Genomic DNA, 21,401 nt, shown 5'->3' on the forward strand with positions numbered 1-21,401 from the left:
AATACTCCGATTGTTCCTTTGCAGCGGTTTTAATAGGTGAAAATATATTTGTTTTAACGCAAAAAGAACAAACATGGAGATTAAGAGTAGAGTGACCCGATTTGCGGGTTTACTATGTATCGCAGGTGCATTACAGGGAATCCCTGTAATCTATTCCGCCAATCCAGGCGGAATCATAAGCGTAGCCCGGCAGGGAACGTATCATCTGACAGGTACGATTGTGGATGGATATGGAGAACCCGTTATCGGAGCCAATGTAGTGGAAAAAGGAACGACTAACGGGACGGTGACCGATATCGACGGGAAGTTTTCGCTGGAAGTAGCCCCTGACGCTGTGTTAACCATCTCTTTTATCGGATATATACCGAAAGAAATCACACTGAAAGGAGAGAAAGAGCTGAAAGTGGTCTTGGTGGAAGATATGCAGAAGCTGGACGAAGTGGTCGTGGTCGGTTACGGCACGCAGAAGAAAGTGAATCTTACCGGAGCTGTCGAACAGGTGACCAGCGAAGTGTTTGACAATCGTTCCGTTCCCAACGTGACACAAGCCCTGCAAGGTTCGATCCCCAACTTGAACATTCAGTTGACCGACGGCAAGCCGACCCGCTCGGCGAGTTATAATGTCCGCGGTACGACTTCGATCGGGCAGGGTGGTAGCGCGTTGGTCCTGATCGACGGTGTGGAAGGTGATCCCTCGATGTTGAACCCGAACGATATCGCCAGCGTGTCTGTCCTGAAAGATGCCGCTTCGGCTGCCATCTATGGCGCGCGCGGTACTTTCGGTGTCGTACTGATCACCACGAAAGAGCCGACTAAGGACAAGACTTCCATTACCTATTCAGGAAATTTCGCCATGCAGAAGCCGGTGACGGTTCCCGACTTCGTGACCGACGGATATGAATATGCCAGTCATTTCTATGAAGCCTATCATGCGTGGAACAACTATTCGGCCGACCCTAAGAACATCAACAAGACGCAGGAATTCTCCCTCGGCTGGCTGGAAGACTTCAAAAGACGGAAGGAGCAGGGCATAACTGACGAGGTGACGGTCGATGCTACCGGCAAATATGTCTACTACGGCAACGAAGACTATTACGACGCCCTGTACAAGAAAACGACTTTCGCGCAGGACCATAATTTGTCGGTGACCGGTAACAATGGGAAACTGAACTACTATGTATCCGGGCGTTTCTATGGCTACGACGGTTTGTTCCGCTATAATACCGACAATTATAAGATGATGAACCTGCGTGCGAAAGGTTCCGTACAGGTGTTCGACTGGCTGAAGATCGAGAACAATATGGATTTTTCCAATATGGATTACCATAACCCGATCAATGTCGGCGAAGGCGGCTCCATCTGGCGTAACATTTCCGATGAAGGTCATCCGACCTCGCCTATCTTCAACCCCGACGGCAGCCTGACTTTCTCGGCCGCTTATTCGGTCGGTGACTTTATCTATGGCAAGAACGGTATCGATACCAATAACAAGGTGTTGAAGAATACGACCGGCTTTACTGCTTCTTTTCTGGAAAACAAATTGCACGTACGGGGCGACTTCACGTTCCGCAATACGGACGAGGGACAGACGCAACGCCGCGTACCGGTTCCTTATAGCACTCACGAAGGGCAGATTGTCGAACTGAGTACCAAATACAATGACTTGAAGGAGAGTAATATGCGGACCGAGTATATTGCGACCAACCTGTATGCCGATTATGAGGATACATTCGGTGATGCGCATTATTTCAAAGGTATGGTCGGTTACAATTATGAACAGTCAACTTATAAGAGCACCTATGTGCAGCGTAACGGGTTGCTGCTCGACGATTCGGAAAACATCAACTTGGCGCTGGGAGATGCGATCACTACGTCGGGAGGTTATAACAGATGGCGCGTGGCAGGTGGCTTTTTCCGTCTGAACTATGCGTTCAAGGATCGCTATCTGTTGGAAGTGAATGGACGCTATGACGGTTCTTCCAAATTCCCGACCGATCAGCAATGGGCGTTCTTCCCTTCTGTCTCCGGTGGATGGCGCGTGTCGGAAGAGGCGTTCTGGAAGGTGAACCCGGATTTGTTCTCCAATCTGAAAATACGTGCTTCATACGGTTCGTTAGGGAATGGTAATGTTTCTCCCTATAGCTTCCTCGAGTTGTTGAGCATCAGCACTTCCGGCCGTGTCCTGAACGGTTTGAAGAACAAGTATACGAGTGCTCCTGCCGTCATGCCTGACGGACTGACCTGGGAAACGGCAACGACGACCGATGTCGGACTGGACTTCGGCATGTTGAACAACCGCTTGCAATTTAACGGTGACTATTACATCCGTAAGACAACGGATATGTACACGGTCGGCGAAACGCTTCCCGATGTGTTCGGCGCCTCTTCTCCCAAAGGCAACTATGCCGACATGACGACCAAGGGATGGGAAATCACGCTAACTTGGCGCGACCAGTTCACATTGGCGGAGAAACCGTTCAACTACGAGATCCGTGGTACGCTGTCCGACTATATCTCGACCATCGACCGCTATAACAACCAGACAGGTAACCTGGATGACTACTATGCCGGCAAGCGTGTAGGTGAAATCTGGGGATATGTGACTGAGGGGCTGTTCAAGGATCAGGCCGATATCGACAGCCATGCTGACCAAACATTGATCCAGTCTTCTTCCAAGCGTATCACTTATCCGGGAGATGTGAAGATCAAGGACCTGAATGGCGACCATGTGATCGATTACGGCAATAACACTGTAGACGACCACGGCGACAAGACCGTAATCGGAAATGCGTTGCCTCGCTATGCGTATAGCATCAACCTTTCCGGTGACTGGAACAACTTCTTCCTTTCCGCCTTCTTCCAGGGGGTGGGTAAACAGGATTGGTATCCCAGTTCGGAATGTATTTTCTGGGGACAGTATAACCGCCCGTATAACAACATGCCTACCTGGCATCAGGGCAATTATTGGACAGAAGACAATACGGATGCTTATCTGCCCCGTTATGCCGGCTATAATGCTTCCCTGAAGTCTACACCGCAGACCCGCTACTTGCAGAATGTCGCTTATATCCGTCTGAAGAACCTGCAATTCGGCTACACTTTGCCACAGCCGATCGTTTCGAAAGCCAAATTGCAGAATGTACGGGTTTATATTTCGGCCGAGAATCTCTGGTGCTGGTCCCCGCTCTACAAGCATACGCGTGACCTCGACGTGACGAACATCTACGGTTCCGATCCCGACCTGACGGATGCCGATATGTCGTCCGGACTGAACGGGAACCGTGGTAGTGGTGACGGGAACAGCTATCCGCAGATGAAGAGTGTGAGTTTAGGTTTATCAGTAACATTTTAATTAAAGAACTATCAACGACATGAAACGGATTATATATTCTTTTGTATCAGTCTGTTTACTCCTTTCCTCCTGCTCAATGGACGAGACACCGCAGGCTTCGGTGGACAAAGACACAGTCTTCAGGACGGAGAAAGGGCTGGAAACATATTCCTATTCTTTCTATAATATGCTCCCTTCCGTCAGTGACGGTTTCAGGCAGGATGCCATGTGCGATTATGGAGCGGTGACCAGCTTCGACAACTTTATCCGCGAAGGGGCTTACTCGGCCGAGTTGAGCAGCGGGTGGTCGTGGAGCGATCTGCGCAACATCAACTACTTTATTGAGAACTGTACGAACGAGGCGGTCGATGAATCTGTCCGTAACAACTATATCGGCTTGGCCCGCTTTTTCCGCGCTTACTTCTATTACGAGATGGTAGTACGTTTCGGTGATGTGCCTTGGATAGACCGTACGTTAGGTGTGGACGACGAGTTGCTGTATGCTCCCCGCGATTCGCGGACTATCGTCATGGATCATGTGTTGGAAGACCTGGACTTCGCTTGTGAGAATATCTCGCGGACGAAGGACGAAACCGGTTCTCTGGTGACGAAATGGGTGGCTTATGCGTTGAAATCCCGTATCTGCCTCTTCGAAGCTTCTTTTCGCAAGTATCATACGGAGTTGGGATTGACCGACTCGGCCGACGAATGGTATCAGGAGGCTGTCCGTGCTGCCGAAACGGTTATGAAGGAAAGCGGCCATTCTATTTATACGGGTGAGGGTACGGATGCTTCTTTCCGCTCGCTGTTCATCAGTGATAAGCCGGTAACTAGTGAAGTGATGCTGGCGAGCTGCGCCGATGCCGGGCTGGCTGTGTTGGGCGAAGCTAACTGGTGGTGGACTTCAGGCACGTACGGAGCGCGTTTCAGTATGATCCGTACCTTTGTCAATACTTTCCTGAATACGGATGGGACACCGTTTACGGATCGTGCCGGTTACGAGACGATGGAGTTCTATGACGAATGCCAGAACCGTGACGCACGCCTTGCCCAGACGATCCGCACACCGGGGTATGAACGCGACGGGGTGCCTGCCGCTCCTAACTTCAACGGTTATTCCTATACGGGCTACCAACCGATCAAATATACGTTGGATGATACCAAATACGATGCCGGTGCTTTGAATACGAATGCGATTCCGTTGTTCCGTTATGCCGAAGTCCTGCTGAACTATGCCGAGGCAAAAGCTGAGTTGGGGACGCTGACGGATGCGGATTGGGCGAATACGGTCGGTGTGTTGCGTGCACGCGCCGGTATCACCGGCGGTCTTTCTGCCAAGCCAACCAAGGTGGATGCTTATTTCCAGCAAAACTATTTCCCGAATATTTCCGATCCGGTCATCCTCGAAGTGCGTCGTGAGCGCTCCATCGAATTGGCTCTGGAGGGGTTCCGCTTCACCGACCTGAAGCGTTGGAAACGCGGTGAGCTGATGACGATGCGTTGGACTGGTATATATGTTCCCGCCTTGAATGTCCAGATGGACCTCGACAAAGACGGTACGCCGGACGTGATCTTCTATAAGGGAGAGAAGCCGACCGGTCTGCCTGCTTCCTGTACGCCTGTTTCGGTAGGAGAGGGCACACAGCAGGGATTGACCGGGGCGGATTCGGGTAATCTGACTTGGTCGGACGATGATCCGCGTATCTGGTACGACGATGGTCGCCAGTATTACTACCCGATTCCTCAGTCGGCAATCATCAAAAATGGAAACCTGAAACAGAATCCTGGTTGGTAAATGTGTAATCGATAAATGATAAGGATATGAAAAAGACAATAAGTGTATTTGCTTTGGTCCTCCTGCTGGCAGCTTTGCTCCAGTCATGGGTCATGAAAGAATCCCATCCGGCCACAGGCGGGAGGAGCGAACTGAACGTGGCGACTTTCAACCTCCGTATGGATACGGAAAAAGATGGTGTGAATGCCTGGCCGAACCGCAAAGAGATGGTGAAAGGACTGATCCGCTTCCACGATTTCGATATCTTCGGGACACAGGAAGGGTTCAAGCACATGTTGGACGGGATTGCCGAGTTGGATGGGTATGCCTATATCGGTGCCGGGCGCGATGACGGCGAGGATGCGGGCGAACATTCCGCTATCTTCTATAAGACCAGTCGTTTCGATTTGTTGGACAAAGGGAATTTCTGGTTTTCCGAAACACCGGATGTTCCGGGCAAAGGCTGGGATGCTACTTGCTGCAACCGTATTTGCTCCTGGGGTAAGTTTCGCGATAAGGAGAGTGGCAAGGTGTTCTATTTTTTCAATTCCCATTACGACCATCAGGGGAAGGTGGCACGCCGGGAATCCTCCAAACTGCTGATCGCTCGTATCAAGCAGATTGCCGGAACGGATGCGACGGTCTTTGCGACGGGAGACTTCAATGCCGTTCCGACCGATGAACCGATGGTGACGCTGGCATCCGACGGTCTGTTGCTGGACTCGTATGACCTGAGCGAGCAGCCGCGTTATGGTACGGAAGGTACTTACAACAGCTTCAAGACGGATTCCGAGATGATGAACCGCATCGATTATATCTGGGTGACGAAGGGGACGAAGGTGAAAAAGTATGCTGTTCTCAACGATATGCAGTACGGTCGTTTCCCGTCGGATCATTTTCCCGTGATGATACAAGTCACGTTTTAAAGTTTATTTGAATGACAGGTACGGTGTGAGCCGTTTCTTGTCCGTATCTGTAAATTCTTCTATCAATTGCAGGTTCTCCCATCCGGAGAGCCTGCTTTTTTGTTTCCGGAGCTGTTCGATCGCTTTTGCCTGTCGGTAATCGAGGTAAGGGTGTTTGCGGAGAGCGGCGGCGGGTAAGGCGTTGACCTCTAACCGGCGTACATGGAGCGTGTCGGCAATGAACCAGGGGGCGAGGGCTTGGTAGCGTTCTTCATCGATCCCATACACTTCCGCCAACTGGCTGACATCGTAGAAGCCCCCTAAGAGTTCTCTGTATTTCATGATCCGCCGAGCGAAGGTACTGCCGATACCAGGAACTTTTTTTAGGATCGTAGTGTCGGCGGTGTTGAGCTCGACGAGGGTTCCCGGCGCGTACTTTTCCGTCCGGGGGTATGGGGTATATCCTTTCCTCTTCTTGCCTGTAGGGTAGGAGTTGTTACCTGTAAGGGTAGGACTTTTATCTTTAAGGGTATTCTTGGTTTTATTCGGATGAGGTCCGGATTCTTTCCGGATGAAATTTTTTCCCCCTTCGGATGTATTTTTTCCGGTGATGATCCGTCTTTCGCCCGGTGCTTGTCGGCTTTCTGTTCGATGGGCATCTGTCTGCGCTTCGATAGGCATCCGTTTCGTGTTTGTCCAAAGCAATAAGATCCAGGAAATAGTGATGAGGCAAAGGAGTAAAGCCAGTGCTCTCCGTTCGCCTTTGGAGAAGTAGAGAAGGTCGCGCCAGTTCATGGTAAGAAAGTATTTTTTCGAATGGTTTTGGTCTCCATAAGACAGTTATTATTAAATGAATACTATTTTACAAAGGTATAAGTTCCCTGCCGATATGCAAGGAACTTACGGGTTTATTTTAAAATAGTTTCTTCAGCTGGTCAAGCAGGCCGAGTTCGTTTAGGAATACGATGCCGATGGCGATCGGGGAAACGTATTTCATGAAGAAGACATAAATGAAGAAGAGACGGAACTTGATCGTCCCTTCGTTGGTCAGCTCGGCTTTCAGGATTTTCTTGTCGACACGTGTCCCGACGAAGATGCAGGTCAGCATTCCTCCTAACGGTAGCATGATCTTGGCCGTCAGGTAATCCAGTGCATCGAAAAAGATCAGTCCACCTATCGTGAACTCTTTTAATAATCCGAACGAGAGTGAACTGAGAATGCCTAAGATGAATACACCGATCGAAACGAGCCAAGCCGCTCTTTTCCTTGTCATACGGAACTCTTCATGGATATAGGCGGTCACCACTTCATGCAAGGAAATGGTAGAAGTCAGTGCCGCCATCGCCAGCAAGATATAGAAAATAAGCGACCACAAGCTGCTGAACGGTAACTGCTCGAATACATTGGGCAAAGTGATGAATACCAGTTGGGCGCCTGCCGATGGGGCAATCCCGAAGCTGAAGACTGCCGGGAAGATCATGATCCCTGCCAGGACTGCCACAAAAGTATTGATGATCGTCACCTGCCAAGCTGTTGCCAACATGTTGGTGTCTTTCCCGAAATAAGAAGAGTAGGTGATAAGGCAACCCATGCCGAGACTCAGCGAAAAGAACGCCTGCCCGACGGCACTCAGTACAACGGATGAAGTCAGCTTGCTGAAATCCGGTTTGAACAGGTACACCAGTCCCGCTTCTGCATTTGGCAGCGTGACGGAGCGTACACACATCACGACCAGGATAAAGAACAGGAGTGGCATCATGATCTTGGAGGCCCGTTCGATACCTTTCTCCACACCCGAGGCAATCACGAAATGCGTCAGTCCGATAAAGACTGCTGTCCAGAAGATCGGCCGGAGTGCATTGGAAGAGAAGTTGTCGAAGCCGGTGGTAAAGTCCACACCCGGCGTACTGTAGAGGCTGCTGTTTACTGTCTGCCAGACGTATTCGAGTGTCCAGCCGGAAACGACCGCATAGAAGCCCAGGATCAGGAAAGCGGCCAGGATGCCGTTGTATCCGATCCAGCACCATTTCGTCCCGGGGGCCATTTTCTTGAACGAACCGACCGTATTGCTGCGGGAGTAGCGGCCGATAAAGAATTCGGTTACCATTACCGGAATTCCTAAGAATATCATGAAGAGAATATAGATAAGCAAGAATGCGGCACCGCCGTTCGTTCCTAACATATAAGGAAAACGCCAGATACTTCCCAGTCCTACGGCGCATCCTACGGTAGCTAGGATAACTCCGAGTTTACTACCGAATGTGACTCTGTTGTCCACCATGTTTGAATGAATAATTAAGAATTAAAAATTAAGAAATAATTGCCCTCTTTTCACTTTTAACTTTCCCCTTTCAACTGTTGAACCGTTCCGTCTTTGATATGGATCACGCGGTCTGTATCGGTTGCCAGTTGCTCGTCGTGTGTGACGATGACGAATGTCTGGTGCATCTGGCTGCGCAAGTCGAAGAAGAGCTTGTGCAGCTCTTCCTTGTTCTTGGTATCCAGGCTTCCTGATGGTTCGTCTGCGAGGATTACGGATGGGTTGTTGATGAGGGCGCGGGCAACGGCTACGCGCTGTTTCTCTCCGCCTGACAGTTCGTTCGGTTTGTGGGACATCCGATCGGTCAGGTTCATGAAGTCAAGAATCTCCTTCGCCCTTTTCTCGGCTACAGTCGGTTTTTCACGGGCGATCAGTGCCGGGATCATCACGTTCTCCAAAGCCGTGAACTCCGGGAGAAGCTGATGGAACTGGAAAACGAAGCCGATGTTCCGGTTGCGGAATGCCGCCAGTTTTTCTTCCGAAAGGCGGACGGTTTCGGTCCCGTTTATATATAGTTTGCCGCTGTCCGGAGCATCGAGTGTCCCGATGATCTGAAGCAGGGTTGTTTTTCCCGCCCCGCTCGGACCGACAATCGCTACGATCTCACCTTCGCCTATCGTCAAGTCGATTCCTTTCAATACTTGCAGGGAGCCGAAGCTTTTGGTTATTCCTTCTGTTTGTATCATATCAGTTGAAAGTTGAAAGTTGAAAGTTGAAAGTTGTATAAGGAAAAGAATAACTTCTCATTTTCAACTTTCAACTTTCAACTGGTTAATAACATATGAGGCTAAGTAGCATCCGAATATTGCCGGCATATAGGAAACGGTTCCGGTCGTTGTCCGTTTGCATTGTTCGCCTTCCACTTCTACGACGGCATCAGGATTGGCTATCTCGGTAGAGAAGACAACCGGAATCCCTTTGTTGACGCCCAGACCGCGCAGTCGTTTGCGTACGGCTTTTGCCAATGCGCAGTTGCAGGTCTTCGAGATATCCGCGATCCTGACTTGTGACGGGTCCATCTTGGCTCCGGCACCCATTGAGGAAACGACAGGGATATTTCTCTGATAAGCGTGATACAAGAGGAATACTTTCGGACTGAGGGAATCGATCGCGTCGACGACAAAATCGTACCGGGTCGCCGAAAGTACCTCTTCCGTCCGTTCGTCGCGCAAAAATTCGTTCAGGACGTTTAGTTTCAGACGGGGATTGATATCTAACAGGCGACGGGCTACGACTTCAGCTTTCGGCATCCCCAACGTCGAATGTAACGCCGGCAGTTGGCGGTTGATATTGCTTTCGTTCACCGTATCGGCGTCGACGATCGTCATGTGGCCGATTCCGGCGCGGCATATCTGTTCGGCAGCATAAGCTCCCACACCTCCTAGTCCCACTACCAGCACATGGCTATGTGCCAGCCGCTCCATCCGGTCGGCGCCTAACAAAAGTTCCGTCCGTGTGTTCCAATTGTAACTCATTAAAATGATTTTGGATGCAAAAGTAATAAATCAATCAGAAATGCCCTGCTATTTAGCCATCTTTTAACGAAAAAGGGGCGATACACTCCGATTGTGAGAGATAAGGAATAATTCATATCTTTGTCCGCAATAAATTCAAATACTTATGAAGATACAACTCTATTGGCTGCTTTTGGCAGCTTTATTGTTATTGCCTGGAAAAGCAGACGCCGCAAATAACAAGAAACCGTTTGTCATCCCTGAATTGCAGGAATGGAGAGGAGCTCAGGGGATGTTCACTCCTACGGCTACATCCCGGATCGTGTATACCGGAAAAGATCCGTCTGTAGCCCGTGTTGCCAATCAGTTTGCCGAAGACTACGAGCTGATGTTCGGCCGTCGGATGCAGGTCGTGCAAGGTCGTGCGGCTGCCGGCGATTTTGTGTTCTCCCTCTCGTCCGACAGCCGGTTGGGAGAGGAAGGCTACACGATGAAGATCACTGACCGCGTCACCGTTACTGCTCCTAAGAGCAAGGGGCTGTATTGGGCTACCCGCACGTTGCTACAACTGACCGAACAGCAGGGTAATCAGGCTTTGCCGAAAGGGGCAGCCCGTGATTATCCCGACTATGCGATCCGTGGTTTTATGATGGATTGCGGGCGTAAATTTATTCCAATGAGCATGTTACGTGATTATGTGAAGATGATGGCCTACTATAAGATGAACACATTCCAGATCCACTTGAACGATAATGCTTTCAAGCAATATTACAATCACGACTGGAACAAGACCTATTCGGCTTTCCGCCTCGAATGCGAAACTTTTCCCGGACTGACCGCCCGCGATGGCTATTATACAAAAAAGGAGTTTATCGCCCTGCAACAACTCGCCGATAGCCTGGGTGTGGAGATCATTCCGGAGATAGATGTCCCGGCACATTCGCTTGCGCTTACACAGTATAAGCCGGAGATCGGCAGCGAAGAGTATGGCATGGATCATCTTGACTTGTTCAAACCTGAAACTTATGAGTTCGTGGATGCTCTTTTCCGCGAGTACCTGGAAGGACGTAATCCCGTCTTTACCGGCAAACGTGTCCATATTGGAACGGACGAATATTCCAATAAAAAGCAGGATGTGGTGGAGAAATTCCGTGCTTTCACCGATCACTATATCCGTTTTGTGGAAGGTTTCGGCAAGCAGGCTTGTGTCTGGGGAGCTTTGACGCACGCAAAGGGTGAAACACCTGTAAAATCTGAAAACGTGCTGATGAGCGCTTGGTATAACGGGTATGCCGATCCGAAAGAGATGATCAAACAAGGCTATGACCTGATTAGTATCCCTGACGGGTATCTGTATATCGTTCCCGCAGCAGGCTATTATTATGATTACCTGAATACGGAAATGCTTTATAAAGAATGGACGCCCGCCCATGTAGGGAAAGAAGTGTTTCCCGAAAAGCATAAGCAGATCAAAGGCGGTATGTTTGCTGTCTGGAACGACCATGCGGGTAACGGCATCAGCACGAAGGATATTCACTATCGCGTGTTTCCTGCTATGCAGACGTTGGCTGTTAAGATGTGGACGGGAAAGGATTGTACGGTTCCGTATGCGGACTTTAACAGCGCCCGTATGGCGATCAGCGAAGCACCTGGCGTGAACGTGGCCGGACGTATCGGGACGGAGCCGCGTGCCGTCTACAACCTCGAAACTTTGAAGCCGGGAATGGAAACGGGGTTGAAAGAGATTGGCTATCATTATACCGTCTCTTTCGATATCAAAGCGGAGGCGGAGGAAAAGGGAACCGAATTGTTCCGTTCGCCTGATGCCGTCTTTTATCTGTCTGATCCGGCTTCCGGAAAGTTGGGATTTATCCGGGATGGATATCTGAATACCTTCAACTACCAGTTTTATCCAGAAGAGACCGCATCGGTAACCATTACTGGGGACGAGAAATCTACGCGGCTTTACATCGACGGTAAGTTGAAAGAGGATCTGGCTATCCGGAAACAGTATTTCAATGGAGGAAAAGATTCGATGAATTATGTCCGCACATTAGTATTCCCATTGGAAAAAGCGGGAAATTTCAAGAGCTCGATCCGTAATGTGGAAGTGCTGAACTATTGCAAGCCGGAGATGTAGGCTTAACTGGTGACAATTGTGGAATTATAGACGGGGCGTGTGGATTTTTTCTACACGCCCCGTTTGTTTTATGGGGTGACTTCCCGCTTTGCAAGCGCTTTTATCGGTTTGGCATGGCGTTTGTATTTATGTCAATGTAATGGAGTTTAGGTTATAAGAAGATTGTTTAGATTTAGGTTTTAAGATTATGAAAAAGATTGTTTTAGCATTAGTCGTTGCAGTTGTTGCATGTGTGGTGGTATTTGCATCTCAGGATGTGAAGTGTAGACAGGCTGCTGTATATTCATCTTTCGAACAGGTTACTCCCGATGGGTTTCGGAGAATAGATATGCAAAACCTCCCACATGCCGTATTACGGACAATGGGAACCTCTTCTTCTTATGAGGGTTGTACTTTTGAAGGAGCTTATATGATGGGGAATCCCGGACATGAAACTTATAAGATCGAGATTGGTAATCCGGACCGGAGCGAGGAGTTTGTGTTGATGAACGGCCGTGGAGAAGTGATTAAGTAAGAAATTATATTGGAAGGAAGTGTGTCGAAATCTATCTGTTTTTCTATCAAGAAAAAGATGATTTTGACACACTTCCTTTTAGGTTATTTTATTTTCCGATAAATCATTTCCAAAGCCACTAATCTTGTCGTTTTACCGGCTTCTATGCCCGGCAGGTCCTTTCCGCTCAGTTTTTTCCAGGCGGTTAGAGTCGCCATATCCACCGGCTCCTGCAAACGTGCAGTCCATTCGGGAAGATAGCCGCGAAGTCCCAGATATTGCACCATGCGGAAGTGAGGACTCGTGTAATCCACATCCTTGAAATACATAAGTGTCGCCTTCTGGTCGACCAGCTTGTCCTGTAGACGGGAGAGGTCGATGTTCTGCACCTTCACCTTTCCGTCAATCGAAAGGGCGGAGGCGATACCAGCGGCCTGTCCCATTGCCATCCAGCAAGGCTCCATGCGCAGGGTGGAAAATCCGATGTGCGAACCCGACACCGGGACGGGCAACAGGAGGTTGCCCACTTCTTTCGGGACCATCACGCCATAGGGGACTGTGTATACTGCCGACGGATAGCTCAGGAAGCCGTCCAGATGCACTCTTCCTTCTTCTCTTTTCCGTACCGCATGCGAATCCAACGCATAATGGCTCGCCGTTATGCTGCTTTGGTGGATGGGCGGGCGGCTACCGATCGTTACCGGAATGGCATCGTTGGCGGTAAAGAAATATGCACCTTCGAAACGACGGCCTTCACGGACGTAGACCTGGCGCGGGAAATGCCCGTTGTCCGCATATTCGTCTTTCGAAAGTCCCCATTCTTTTGCTGCTTTGCGGAAGTGGGCGGGCAGTTCGGGGTCGTTTTGGGCGAACCAGAAAAGGCCTTCGGTGTATTCACGCAGACGTTGGGCGAACTTGTCGCGCCATTCCCACGAAGAGGTGGGCCAGGGCCAGTTCTCCTCAGGCAGGTCGGTCGATACGAACACACCGTGCTGGTTATTGGCGTCCGTCTTCATGTTCGGGACATGGACGATGTTGGTGATCTTGGCGATCCCCCATTTGTCTCCCGGAAGTTTGGAAGGGTTGCCGGTCTTGATATGTTTCCGGTTCTCTTCCATCATTTCGGGTGTCACGCATTGCATGGCGGCATCCGTGTTGCGTCCGGTCCAGACGTCCTCCACAATGGAGGCATAGTCTTCGCGGTTATAATGGGCCGGCTTGGTGAAAGCCACACGGTTCGCCGGATTATTGGTCAGACAGAGGCGGTAATTGTAAGACTGCACGGCTTTGTCTTTCTTGAACGTGCTGCCGTCCCCTTCCGGACCGCCCCAATATTTGTAGACACGTCCGGCTCCGGGCTCGCCGAACTCGTCTTTCCCTTCGCGCCCTACGCGGAAAGGAACACCGGCGGCAGCGCCGAGGTCACCTTCGTAGGTGGCATCCAGGAATACAGAACCGGTGTATTCCTCCATTTCCCCGGTTTCGCGGTTCAGGATACGGATCTTTTCGATGCGGTTGTCGCGCATGACTATGTTTTCATCTTCGGCATCGAACTGACGCATGGTCAGGACCGTGATCTTATCCTTCTGCCCGTCGAGCATTTTCTGGAAGATGCGTGCTCCGACGGAGGGTTCGAAGTGGTAGCCGTCGCTGCATACTTTCACCTGCTCGGAGCCAGGACCGTAGGTGTCGATATAGTGTTGTTTCACTCCGTCCACAAACTCACGGAACAAGCCGGTCGTTGCGGCACGGGTGGCGATGTCGGTTGCTCCGAGTCCGTTGGCGGGAAGTCCGCCTACATAGCGGGTACGTTCGAGTATTACCGATTTTTTCCCCATCCGGGCAGCCGAGATGGCTGCCATGATCCCTCCGGGGTTGCCGCCGACGATCACCAGGTCGTAGGACGACTGGCCGAAAGCGGTCGCACAGGCCAAAAGGAGGGAGAGTACATGTGTTTTCTTTCTCATAAAGTGCTATTTACTGTTTAATATTTCTTGGGCATAACGGGCATAGTGGCCTTGCAGACCGTCGGCATACCGTCGGAGCACCTCTTCTCCGATACCGTCCTGGTCGCCGCATAGGTAAAGGGCTCTTGCCAAATGCAACTCCTTCAATGCGAGGTTACGGGTAGACGTGTCGTTGAGGTCGGGGACCGCATTGCTACGTGCTTCGGCAAACGAAAGGATCGAATGGCCCCGTACACCCGGTGTCGTCAGCATGGCCAGTAGTACGGAGACAGCTTCGCGGCTGCCGATTGCTTCGGTGGCCATAGTGATGGCACGGAAGTGGGAAAGATAGTCTTCCGGCTCCAGCTTCTTTGCTTTTTCCAATATGGTGGGAAGGACGGATGTATCGCGGGCGTTTCCCAATGCGGTGATAAGGGCATCCAAGCGGCTGAGGCACATCCCGAATTGTCCCATGCCGGTGTAGTGCCAGCCCTCGTCCCAGTCTTTATATTGCCGGATGGCTTCAGCCAGTACCGGGGCATGTTTCCCTTGTCCTAAGATACACAGGATGCTGGCAAGGATCACTTTTTCTTCCGGCATAGTGGCTCCGGCGATTTGTTTGCTGGCGAGCTGTATGCAACGTTCGGGATCGGTCAGTAATATTTCGAGCCCTTTATAATTATCCGTCACGCTGGCGATAGCCTTCTTCATCTCGGAATTACTGAATCCCTTGAACTCTTTATCTGTCAGCACCCGTTCCGGTAGGTTACCGATCTTGACCAGGTGACGTTGTACCTTCTTGATGTCTATCTTTCGGGGTGATTTGTTTTCCTTGACACACAAGGCGGAAAGATAACCGACTGCATATCCCTGGTTTTGCAGGCAGGGTTGCATGCGGATCACCGGCATGGCATCCCGGTGCGCACTTGCTCCCAGGCCGGTGGTCAGGATACCTTCCAATCCTTTCGGTAACAGGCAGCGCAAGGGGACATCTGCATCATAAATCTTGTGGCGCTTTTCCGGTGGGTTTAGGATGAAGAGCGGGTCTATGATCATACCGTGTGTATCGAACGAACTTTTGTGATAAGAAATCGTGTCGGGATAGCGGCGATGGTTGATCACGTCGTATACCGAGATGATGTAGTCTCCGATTACCCGCCGGCGTTCGCGTGTCTGGGGGATTTTGACCAGATCGTATTGTCCTTGCAGTTTTGTTTTGGCTTGGACAAAAGCGCGTGATACATCCAGAATATCCGTGTCGTCTACGAACAGCCAGTCGTTGTTGTTGTAATAGTCGCCCGGCGCCCATTTTCCAGTTCCCGCACCTTGTACGGCGATTGTTTTTTTACCTGTATAATCGAATGCCGCTCCGGCAGCAATGGCTATATCTGCGCTTCCAGTGCTGTCTATCAATATTTTGGATAGGATGACGCCTCGTCCGAAGGGAGTGGCGACTACGACTCCCTTTACTTGGCTTCCTTCTATCAAAGCACCGCATCCCATCACGCCGAACCAGAGTTTGCCTCCTGCCTGTAACAGCTCTTTACGATGCCATTCCATTTTCCAGTCGGCAGGGAAACGTCCTTCTCCTTTGGGTTGTCTTGGATGGTCTTTAGGTGCCATTGCCAGGACACTCTTGTCTATATGAGCGGTATATCCGCCTCGGAACCCATCCCAATAGACACCGATCATTCCTAGTGTACTCAATCCTCCAAGCCCGTGCAGGTATTCCAATACCAATGTATTGGCTCCCTGTTTGGCTGCAGATATTCCGGCGGACGCACCTGCTGTGCCGCCTCCCATCACAACTACATCGTAGCTGCCTAAAACCGGAAGCGCACCTGCTGGAGAGTCGACGAACCCCTTTTGCAGGGACGGACGGAGTGGGGAGAGCAGTTCGCCTGTTTGTCCGTAGTTTGAAGCGTTTACTTTAAGCTGGCGGACAGTGGCCTGAGCTGGTACGGGTATATCCTTTATCTGCCTGGCTACTGTTTCGCCCATCATTTCTCCTATGAACAGGGCCGGAACGGGGCGCATCACTTTGGCTGCCAACTCTCTTGGTATCTCAGCACAGGGACCGAGTACCCATAGGTTTGCAATATTCTTAGATTTGAATGCTTGCATCGGTAACTTGCGCCAGGACACCGGATTCCCGTTATATGCTTTCTCGCTGTTAATCGTTTGTTTCGGAATATACCAGAGCAGATCCGAGCTGTCGACCTGGTCTATATCCCATGTCCGGTTACGGATGATCTGTTCGACCTCGGCCAGTGATGCATACGAGTCGTCTTTGAGTGGTAAATGGAATGTATAGCGGGTGACCGGATAGCTTTTCTCACCAACCTTGATGGGCTGGGATAATTCTTCGGCCTGGATAATTTCCGGTGCTTCTTTCGGGGTATTTCCTACTACGGTATAGCAGAATTCTTGCGAACCAGCGATAAAAGGTTTACGTTCTGCTCCTAATAGTCCGGCAACGGATGCATTGTGCGTCGCATCGATAATCGCTTTGCAACGGATAGCCTGTCTGCCCGAACGGTTTGCAATCACGACTCCCGCAGGTTTACCGGACGGGTCCGTCAGCACATTCGTTACATAGCTGCTGTAGAGGAACTGTACGTTGTTGTCGATCAGCTCGTCTTCCAGCGTTTTCTTTATATGAAGCGGAGTCGGGAAATTTTTCCCCGGAAAGAGCTTGCGTGCAAGTGCTGTCTGCAGTTTTTCCCCTGCTTCTCGCTCGTAGAGATGTGAGCCGCATATGTCTTCACCCAGATAGGGCATATAGCCAACCAGGTAAACTCGACTACCTGTTTTCGCTGCGGCAACAGCAGCGGCAATAGCACGTGAACTTCCACCCGCGACCACAAGATCTACTTCTGCAATCACCGGAATCTTACGCGCCCCTTCATGGCAGAACCCTTCATCTGGAACGGCTGACTTCATGGCCGCTTTTGCTTCCGTCACGCTACCTAAAGAGGCTAATGCGCCTCCGGCTGCCGTTACTTTTAAAAAATCACGTCGTGTAATCATGGTATTCTCTTTTTATACTTGGTTTTTATGGGAACTATAAAGATAAGAATTTTATTTTTTAGGAACTAATATAATAGCATCGGCAAATAAGGTACCCTTCGAACGGCAGCCGTCAATCTTGATAGAAGATGTCCAGTTGCCTTTCTCAAACGCGTATGTGCCTAAACTTACCCATGCACCTTTGTGAGATCTGGGAGATATTTCTACTTGCTTGGTCCCCTCTTTACCCGTAATGTCAAAAGCCATAACTTCGGGCATTTCCTGGTCGGGAAGAGCTGTGCAGTAAAAGAACACTTCGTATGTATCCGCCTTTTTAATAACAGGCATAAAGGTGAAAGAGCAATTGTTCTTTTGGTTCGCCGACTTTAAGAAGCTGTTCTTATAATGCGCTCCAAAGCTTTTTTGCCAATGTCCGGATCTTTCTATTTTGTCGATATCGCTGTCATCGACTAATATTTCGGGAGTAGAACCGTCCAGATAAGGATTCTCTTTCAGGATTTTCCTTAGCTTGGTTACGTCTATTGTCTGGACGTCGGTATTATCGTCGATCGCTAATGCCGATGCTACGGCTGCCGACTGTCCCAGCACCATAAAGACCGGTTCCATCCGGATCGATCCGAAAGCGATATGGGTGGAAGAAATACATACGGGGACCAGTAGATTAGTACATTCTTCGCGTTTAGGCGTAATGCTCTTGTACGAGATCGGATAGGGTGGGAAGCCATGATATTGGACATCCCCTTCATTTTTTACCATACCGTTTGTAACGATACGTTGGCAATTATGAGAGTCCATTCCGTAGGCGGCCATTCCGATTGCATCTCCCACAGTCTCTTCCCCTTGGCAATTTTTTTGTGTCATGATATATTCCCCGTTCAGGCGTCGGGCTTCGCGCACATATAGTTGGGTCGGAAAGTTATCATTGTCAACAAATTCATCTTTCGCCCATCCGAATCTGGAAACCTGGTCGCGAAGTTTGGAAGGGACTCTTTCATCGTGTGTGAGGAAATAGAGCAGTCCTTTTGTATAGTCTACATGTTCTTGCCAGATCCGTTCGCGGGTTGCATAGTTGCCATCCGGATATTCGTAATTCATACCGATCATATCAGTTGATAGTGGTCCGCGATTATTCACGTCATACTTATTATCTGGCATCATACCCCAGTTAAATAAGAGATAATTATCTATGTGTAAATCCATTTTACGGATAGCACGTGCCAATAGTTCATATTTGGCCGGATCATAGTTTTCAGGTTTTTCGAACGGACGTTGATTTTCTTTATTGTCGGTAAGGCATAAACGGAAATTGTATGCTTGTACGAGTTTATCTCCACTTCCTCTTTCTTTCAGTGTATTAGGTTGGATTCCCCAACATAAGCCACTATTCGGATCGCCTTCTTTTAGATATGGGTCTACTCCGTCCGGAAATTGATGCCAGAAAGACATTTGGACTCCGTTAAGAGTCTCGTCGTGTTCTTCGTTTCCTTCACGTCCTACAAAATAAGAGACACCGGCTTTTGCCATTAAATCGCCTTCATACGAACAATCAATGAATTGTTTGGCTTTAACCCGTATCAAGGTCTTTTTATCCGGTTGTTGGGAGTCTTCCAAAGTGATACTTTTTATTCTTTTATTCTGAACTTGAGCATCTGTTATGCGACGATAATACAGGACATCCAAATCTGCATCTTTCACAAAGCGGTTCATGGTTGCAGTCGCGACACTTGGGGGAAAAGTCCATTGCTCGAATTTATTATAATGCTCTCCAATACGACGATAGAAAAGGCGTGCCAATCCGGTAACTGCATATTTGTTTCCGATATCTGTCATTCCGAGACCGCCGGTAGTCATACCTCCTAAATATTTGCCAGGCTCTACCAAAAGAACGGATTTACCCATTTTTTTTGCAGAGTAAGCAGCTACAACACCTGCGGATGTTCCTCCGTATATGCAAATATCGACTTCTTTGACAGCGGATGTATTTTCCTTTTTTTGAAAATGGCAGGAAAATAATGTTATACAAAGAATACAAGGAAATAATTTATACTTCATAATGGCGATATTTATTAATCGAAGTTTTAAAAATATTATTTCAATGGATAATCGAAGCCTCAATTATGGATTTTCAACATTGAAAATCCATAATTGAGGCTTCGATTGCTAGAGATTAATACCCGTCGTTTTGCGTTAGGTTACCGTTGACCAAAATATCGTTAGCTGGAATAGGCCACAAATAGTTTTTCTTTGGGTCAAAAGACATTTTGTAGAATGTAGTGATATATCCAGCGGTTTCCATAGGTGCAAGATTGGGCAGTCCGTTTTCATCGATTGTCGGTATGCCACCGATAGGATAGTTACCTTCGTCCCAGTTCTTTAACAAAGTTATGAAGTCTTGAGACAATTCGATGTTTGATTCACTGCCGGTCAAACCATTCCAATTGGCGGAGTTAGACCAGGCACGATTCAAGTAATACATGGACTTGTTGTGTGATTTTTCAGCAATGCGCCAACGCAACAGGTCGCGATAACGAATCCCCTCGAATGCGAATTCCGAACGACGGTCCATGCGGATGATTTTGCGTAAAGCCTCTTGTGATTGTACTTCTACGCGGGGGTAAGCGATACCTGTTTCGCGATAGGCACGTTCACGGATCAGATTGATCGTTTTGTCCAAGTCGTCTTGTGTACATTGTCCCATTTCGTTCTTCGCTTCCACGTAAGTCATCAGTACCTCAGCATAACGTAGGTATGGATAACAGTTGTCTGCTTTTAGATTATAATTGTTGAAATCTTTCCAGTCATCCTTCACAAATTTACGGAGAATCAATCCGTTATAAGCTGAATGTTGATTCGATGCTTTGGAGTCAGTGTTGACTACCATTTTACCGGTAGACACTTCGTATACCGTATTTGCATAAGGACTGGGATTGAATTCATAGCCTAATGTGATATAATCTGGATATTTTTCAGGAAATGTCCCATCTTTTTTGGACTGTTCATATTCTGCATAGTCAGCAGAGTATTTAGTTTTGAAAGGTTGGATTGTCATTGCCAGACGCGGGTCTCGGTTGGCAAATGGATCTTTCGGGTTATAGAGCGGTGATTTGTCAATAGGCAAACCGTCCGTGCAGGTGTAGGAACAGAACAGCTCCAATGATGGACTTTGGTTGCAATGGCCACCGATTTTGCGTATGACAAAGTCACGTACATTTTCCATGAAACCATATCCTTTTTTTAATGTCAAGTCTCCTTTGAAATAAAACATAAATTCGGGAGAACTGGTAGCTTGGAATATTTCCCGATAATTGTCGTGTAATTTGTAGACTCCGAGATCCATACATTTTTGTGCAGCATCAACGGCGGTTTGCCAGTCTTCGTGGAAGAGGGCAAAACGGGCTTTGAAACCGAGGGCGGCTCCTTTGGTCGGCCGTTGTTGACCTTTGTAGGAATTGGGCAGATATTCGGCCGCTTTGTCTAAACATTCAAAAGCATATGCAAGCACTTCGTTTTTGGGTGAGCGGGTTGCCACGTATGCTTCATCCAAAGTCATACCTTTATTCAACACGCAATCTCCATAATAGGCAGTCAGTTCACAGTAGGCAAACCCTAACATGAAATAGGCTTCCCCCTTGTATTGGTTTACTTTGCTTTCACTGATTCCGGTCGCAGAACCATTGTCCAATGCTTGAATTACTTTTGTTGCACGGGCGATGGACTTGTATAAGGAACTCCAGCGTGTGGAGGAGGTCCCCCATTGAGAAGTGACTGTTCCGAGCGTAACTTCGTTGGAACCATTTCGGTTTAACAAATCATCATCCCAATAGATGGCGTCAATCGGGAAGAAGTCTGGTCTCCACAAATCATTAAGTGCCATTTCTATTTCGGTTTCATCGTGATACCAATTTTCACTCGATCCTTCAGAAAGTGGATTTAGGTCGAGGTTTGCACAGGCTGTCATGCTTAGTGAGACTATTCCGGTTAATAGATATTTGTTTATTTTGTTCATAA

General features: G+C 49.0%; 13 protein-coding genes. 5 read left to right on the forward strand and 8 right to left on the reverse strand.

The window, feature by feature from the left end:
- The first annotated feature begins 73 nt into the window (after positions 1-73).
- From KTG12_RS00815 to KTG12_RS00825, 3 genes are read left to right on the forward strand one after another with little or no spacing between them, the layout of a single operon-like run.
- Positions 74-3,352 carry a TonB-dependent receptor gene (locus tag KTG12_RS00815; RefSeq protein WP_122131916.1) on the forward strand — a complete coding sequence of 1,093 codons (3,279 nt, stop codon included), beginning with the start codon at positions 74-76 and terminating at the stop codon, positions 3,350-3,352.
- Between the two features lie 19 nt (positions 3,353-3,371).
- Positions 3,372-5,126 (forward strand): RagB/SusD family nutrient uptake outer membrane protein, encoded by a 1,755-nt coding sequence (locus KTG12_RS00820; protein WP_005649837.1) that lies wholly within the window; start codon positions 3,372-3,374, stop codon positions 5,124-5,126.
- 26 nt (positions 5,127-5,152) lie between these two features.
- Positions 5,153-6,031: an endonuclease/exonuclease/phosphatase family protein gene (locus KTG12_RS00825; protein WP_122298124.1), complete on the forward strand. Its 879-nt coding sequence runs from the start codon at positions 5,153-5,155 to the stop codon at positions 6,029-6,031.
- Between the two features lie 3 nt (positions 6,032-6,034).
- On the opposite strand, the gene KTG12_RS00830 is transcribed toward KTG12_RS00825, so the two are convergent.
- The 4 genes from KTG12_RS00830 to KTG12_RS00845 all read right to left on the reverse strand — a co-directional run bounded on the left by KTG12_RS00830 (position 6,035) and on the right by KTG12_RS00845 (position 9,805).
- On the reverse strand, positions 6,035-6,805 hold the full coding sequence (locus KTG12_RS00830; RefSeq protein ID WP_138272611.1) for a helix-hairpin-helix domain-containing protein: 771 nt from the start codon (positions 6,803-6,805) through the stop codon (positions 6,035-6,037).
- A 118-nt stretch (positions 6,806-6,923) separates the two neighbouring features.
- Positions 6,924-8,291 carry a sodium-dependent transporter gene (locus KTG12_RS00835; RefSeq protein WP_138272612.1) on the reverse strand — a complete coding sequence of 456 codons (1,368 nt, stop codon included), beginning with the start codon at positions 8,289-8,291 and terminating at the stop codon, positions 6,924-6,926.
- Between the two features lie 56 nt (positions 8,292-8,347).
- Positions 8,348-9,016 (reverse strand): ABC transporter ATP-binding protein, encoded by a 669-nt coding sequence (locus KTG12_RS00840; RefSeq protein ID WP_022321397.1) that lies wholly within the window; start codon positions 9,014-9,016, stop codon positions 8,348-8,350.
- Between the two features lie 63 nt (positions 9,017-9,079).
- Positions 9,080-9,805, reverse strand: a complete 726-nt coding sequence (locus tag KTG12_RS00845) for a ThiF family adenylyltransferase (protein WP_119215380.1) — start codon at positions 9,803-9,805, stop codon at positions 9,080-9,082.
- Between the two features lie 145 nt (positions 9,806-9,950).
- Here KTG12_RS00845 and KTG12_RS00850 point away from each other — a divergent pair, with 145 nt between their 5' ends.
- The gene (locus tag KTG12_RS00850; RefSeq protein ID WP_138272613.1) at positions 9,951-11,924 is read left to right on the forward strand and encodes a family 20 glycosylhydrolase; all 1,974 of its coding nucleotides are present in this window, start codon (positions 9,951-9,953) and stop codon (positions 11,922-11,924) included.
- A gap of 187 nt (positions 11,925-12,111) precedes the next feature.
- Entirely contained in the window at positions 12,112-12,438 is a 327-nt protein-coding gene (locus tag KTG12_RS00855) for a hypothetical protein (RefSeq protein WP_022322080.1), read from the forward strand.
- 83 nt (positions 12,439-12,521) lie between these two features.
- Here KTG12_RS00855 and KTG12_RS00860 read toward each other — a convergent pair whose 3' ends face one another.
- The 4 genes from KTG12_RS00860 to KTG12_RS00875 all read right to left on the reverse strand — a co-directional run bounded on the left by KTG12_RS00860 (position 12,522) and on the right by KTG12_RS00875 (position 21,399).
- Positions 12,522-14,384, reverse strand: coding sequence for an FAD-dependent oxidoreductase (locus tag KTG12_RS00860; RefSeq protein ID WP_155144059.1), 1,863 nt, complete (start codon positions 14,382-14,384; stop codon positions 12,522-12,524).
- 6 nt (positions 14,385-14,390) lie between these two features.
- On the reverse strand, positions 14,391-17,393 hold the full coding sequence (locus KTG12_RS00865) for an FAD-dependent oxidoreductase (protein WP_005645333.1): 3,003 nt from the start codon (positions 17,391-17,393) through the stop codon (positions 14,391-14,393).
- Between the two features lie 51 nt (positions 17,394-17,444).
- A complete protein-coding gene (locus tag KTG12_RS00870; RefSeq protein WP_155144061.1) occupies positions 17,445-19,445 on the reverse strand; it encodes an FAD-dependent oxidoreductase in 2,001 nt (666 codons plus the stop codon).
- A 115-nt stretch (positions 19,446-19,560) separates the two neighbouring features.
- Positions 19,561-21,399 carry a RagB/SusD family nutrient uptake outer membrane protein gene (locus KTG12_RS00875; protein WP_155144062.1) on the reverse strand — a complete coding sequence of 613 codons (1,839 nt, stop codon included), beginning with the start codon at positions 21,397-21,399 and terminating at the stop codon, positions 19,561-19,563.
- Between the last annotated feature and the right edge of the window lie 2 nt (positions 21,400-21,401).

The sequence above is a fragment of the Parabacteroides sp. MSK.9.14 genome, from assembly GCF_019041495.1.
Taxonomy (GTDB): Bacteria; Bacteroidota; Bacteroidia; order Bacteroidales; family Tannerellaceae; genus Parabacteroides; species Parabacteroides merdae.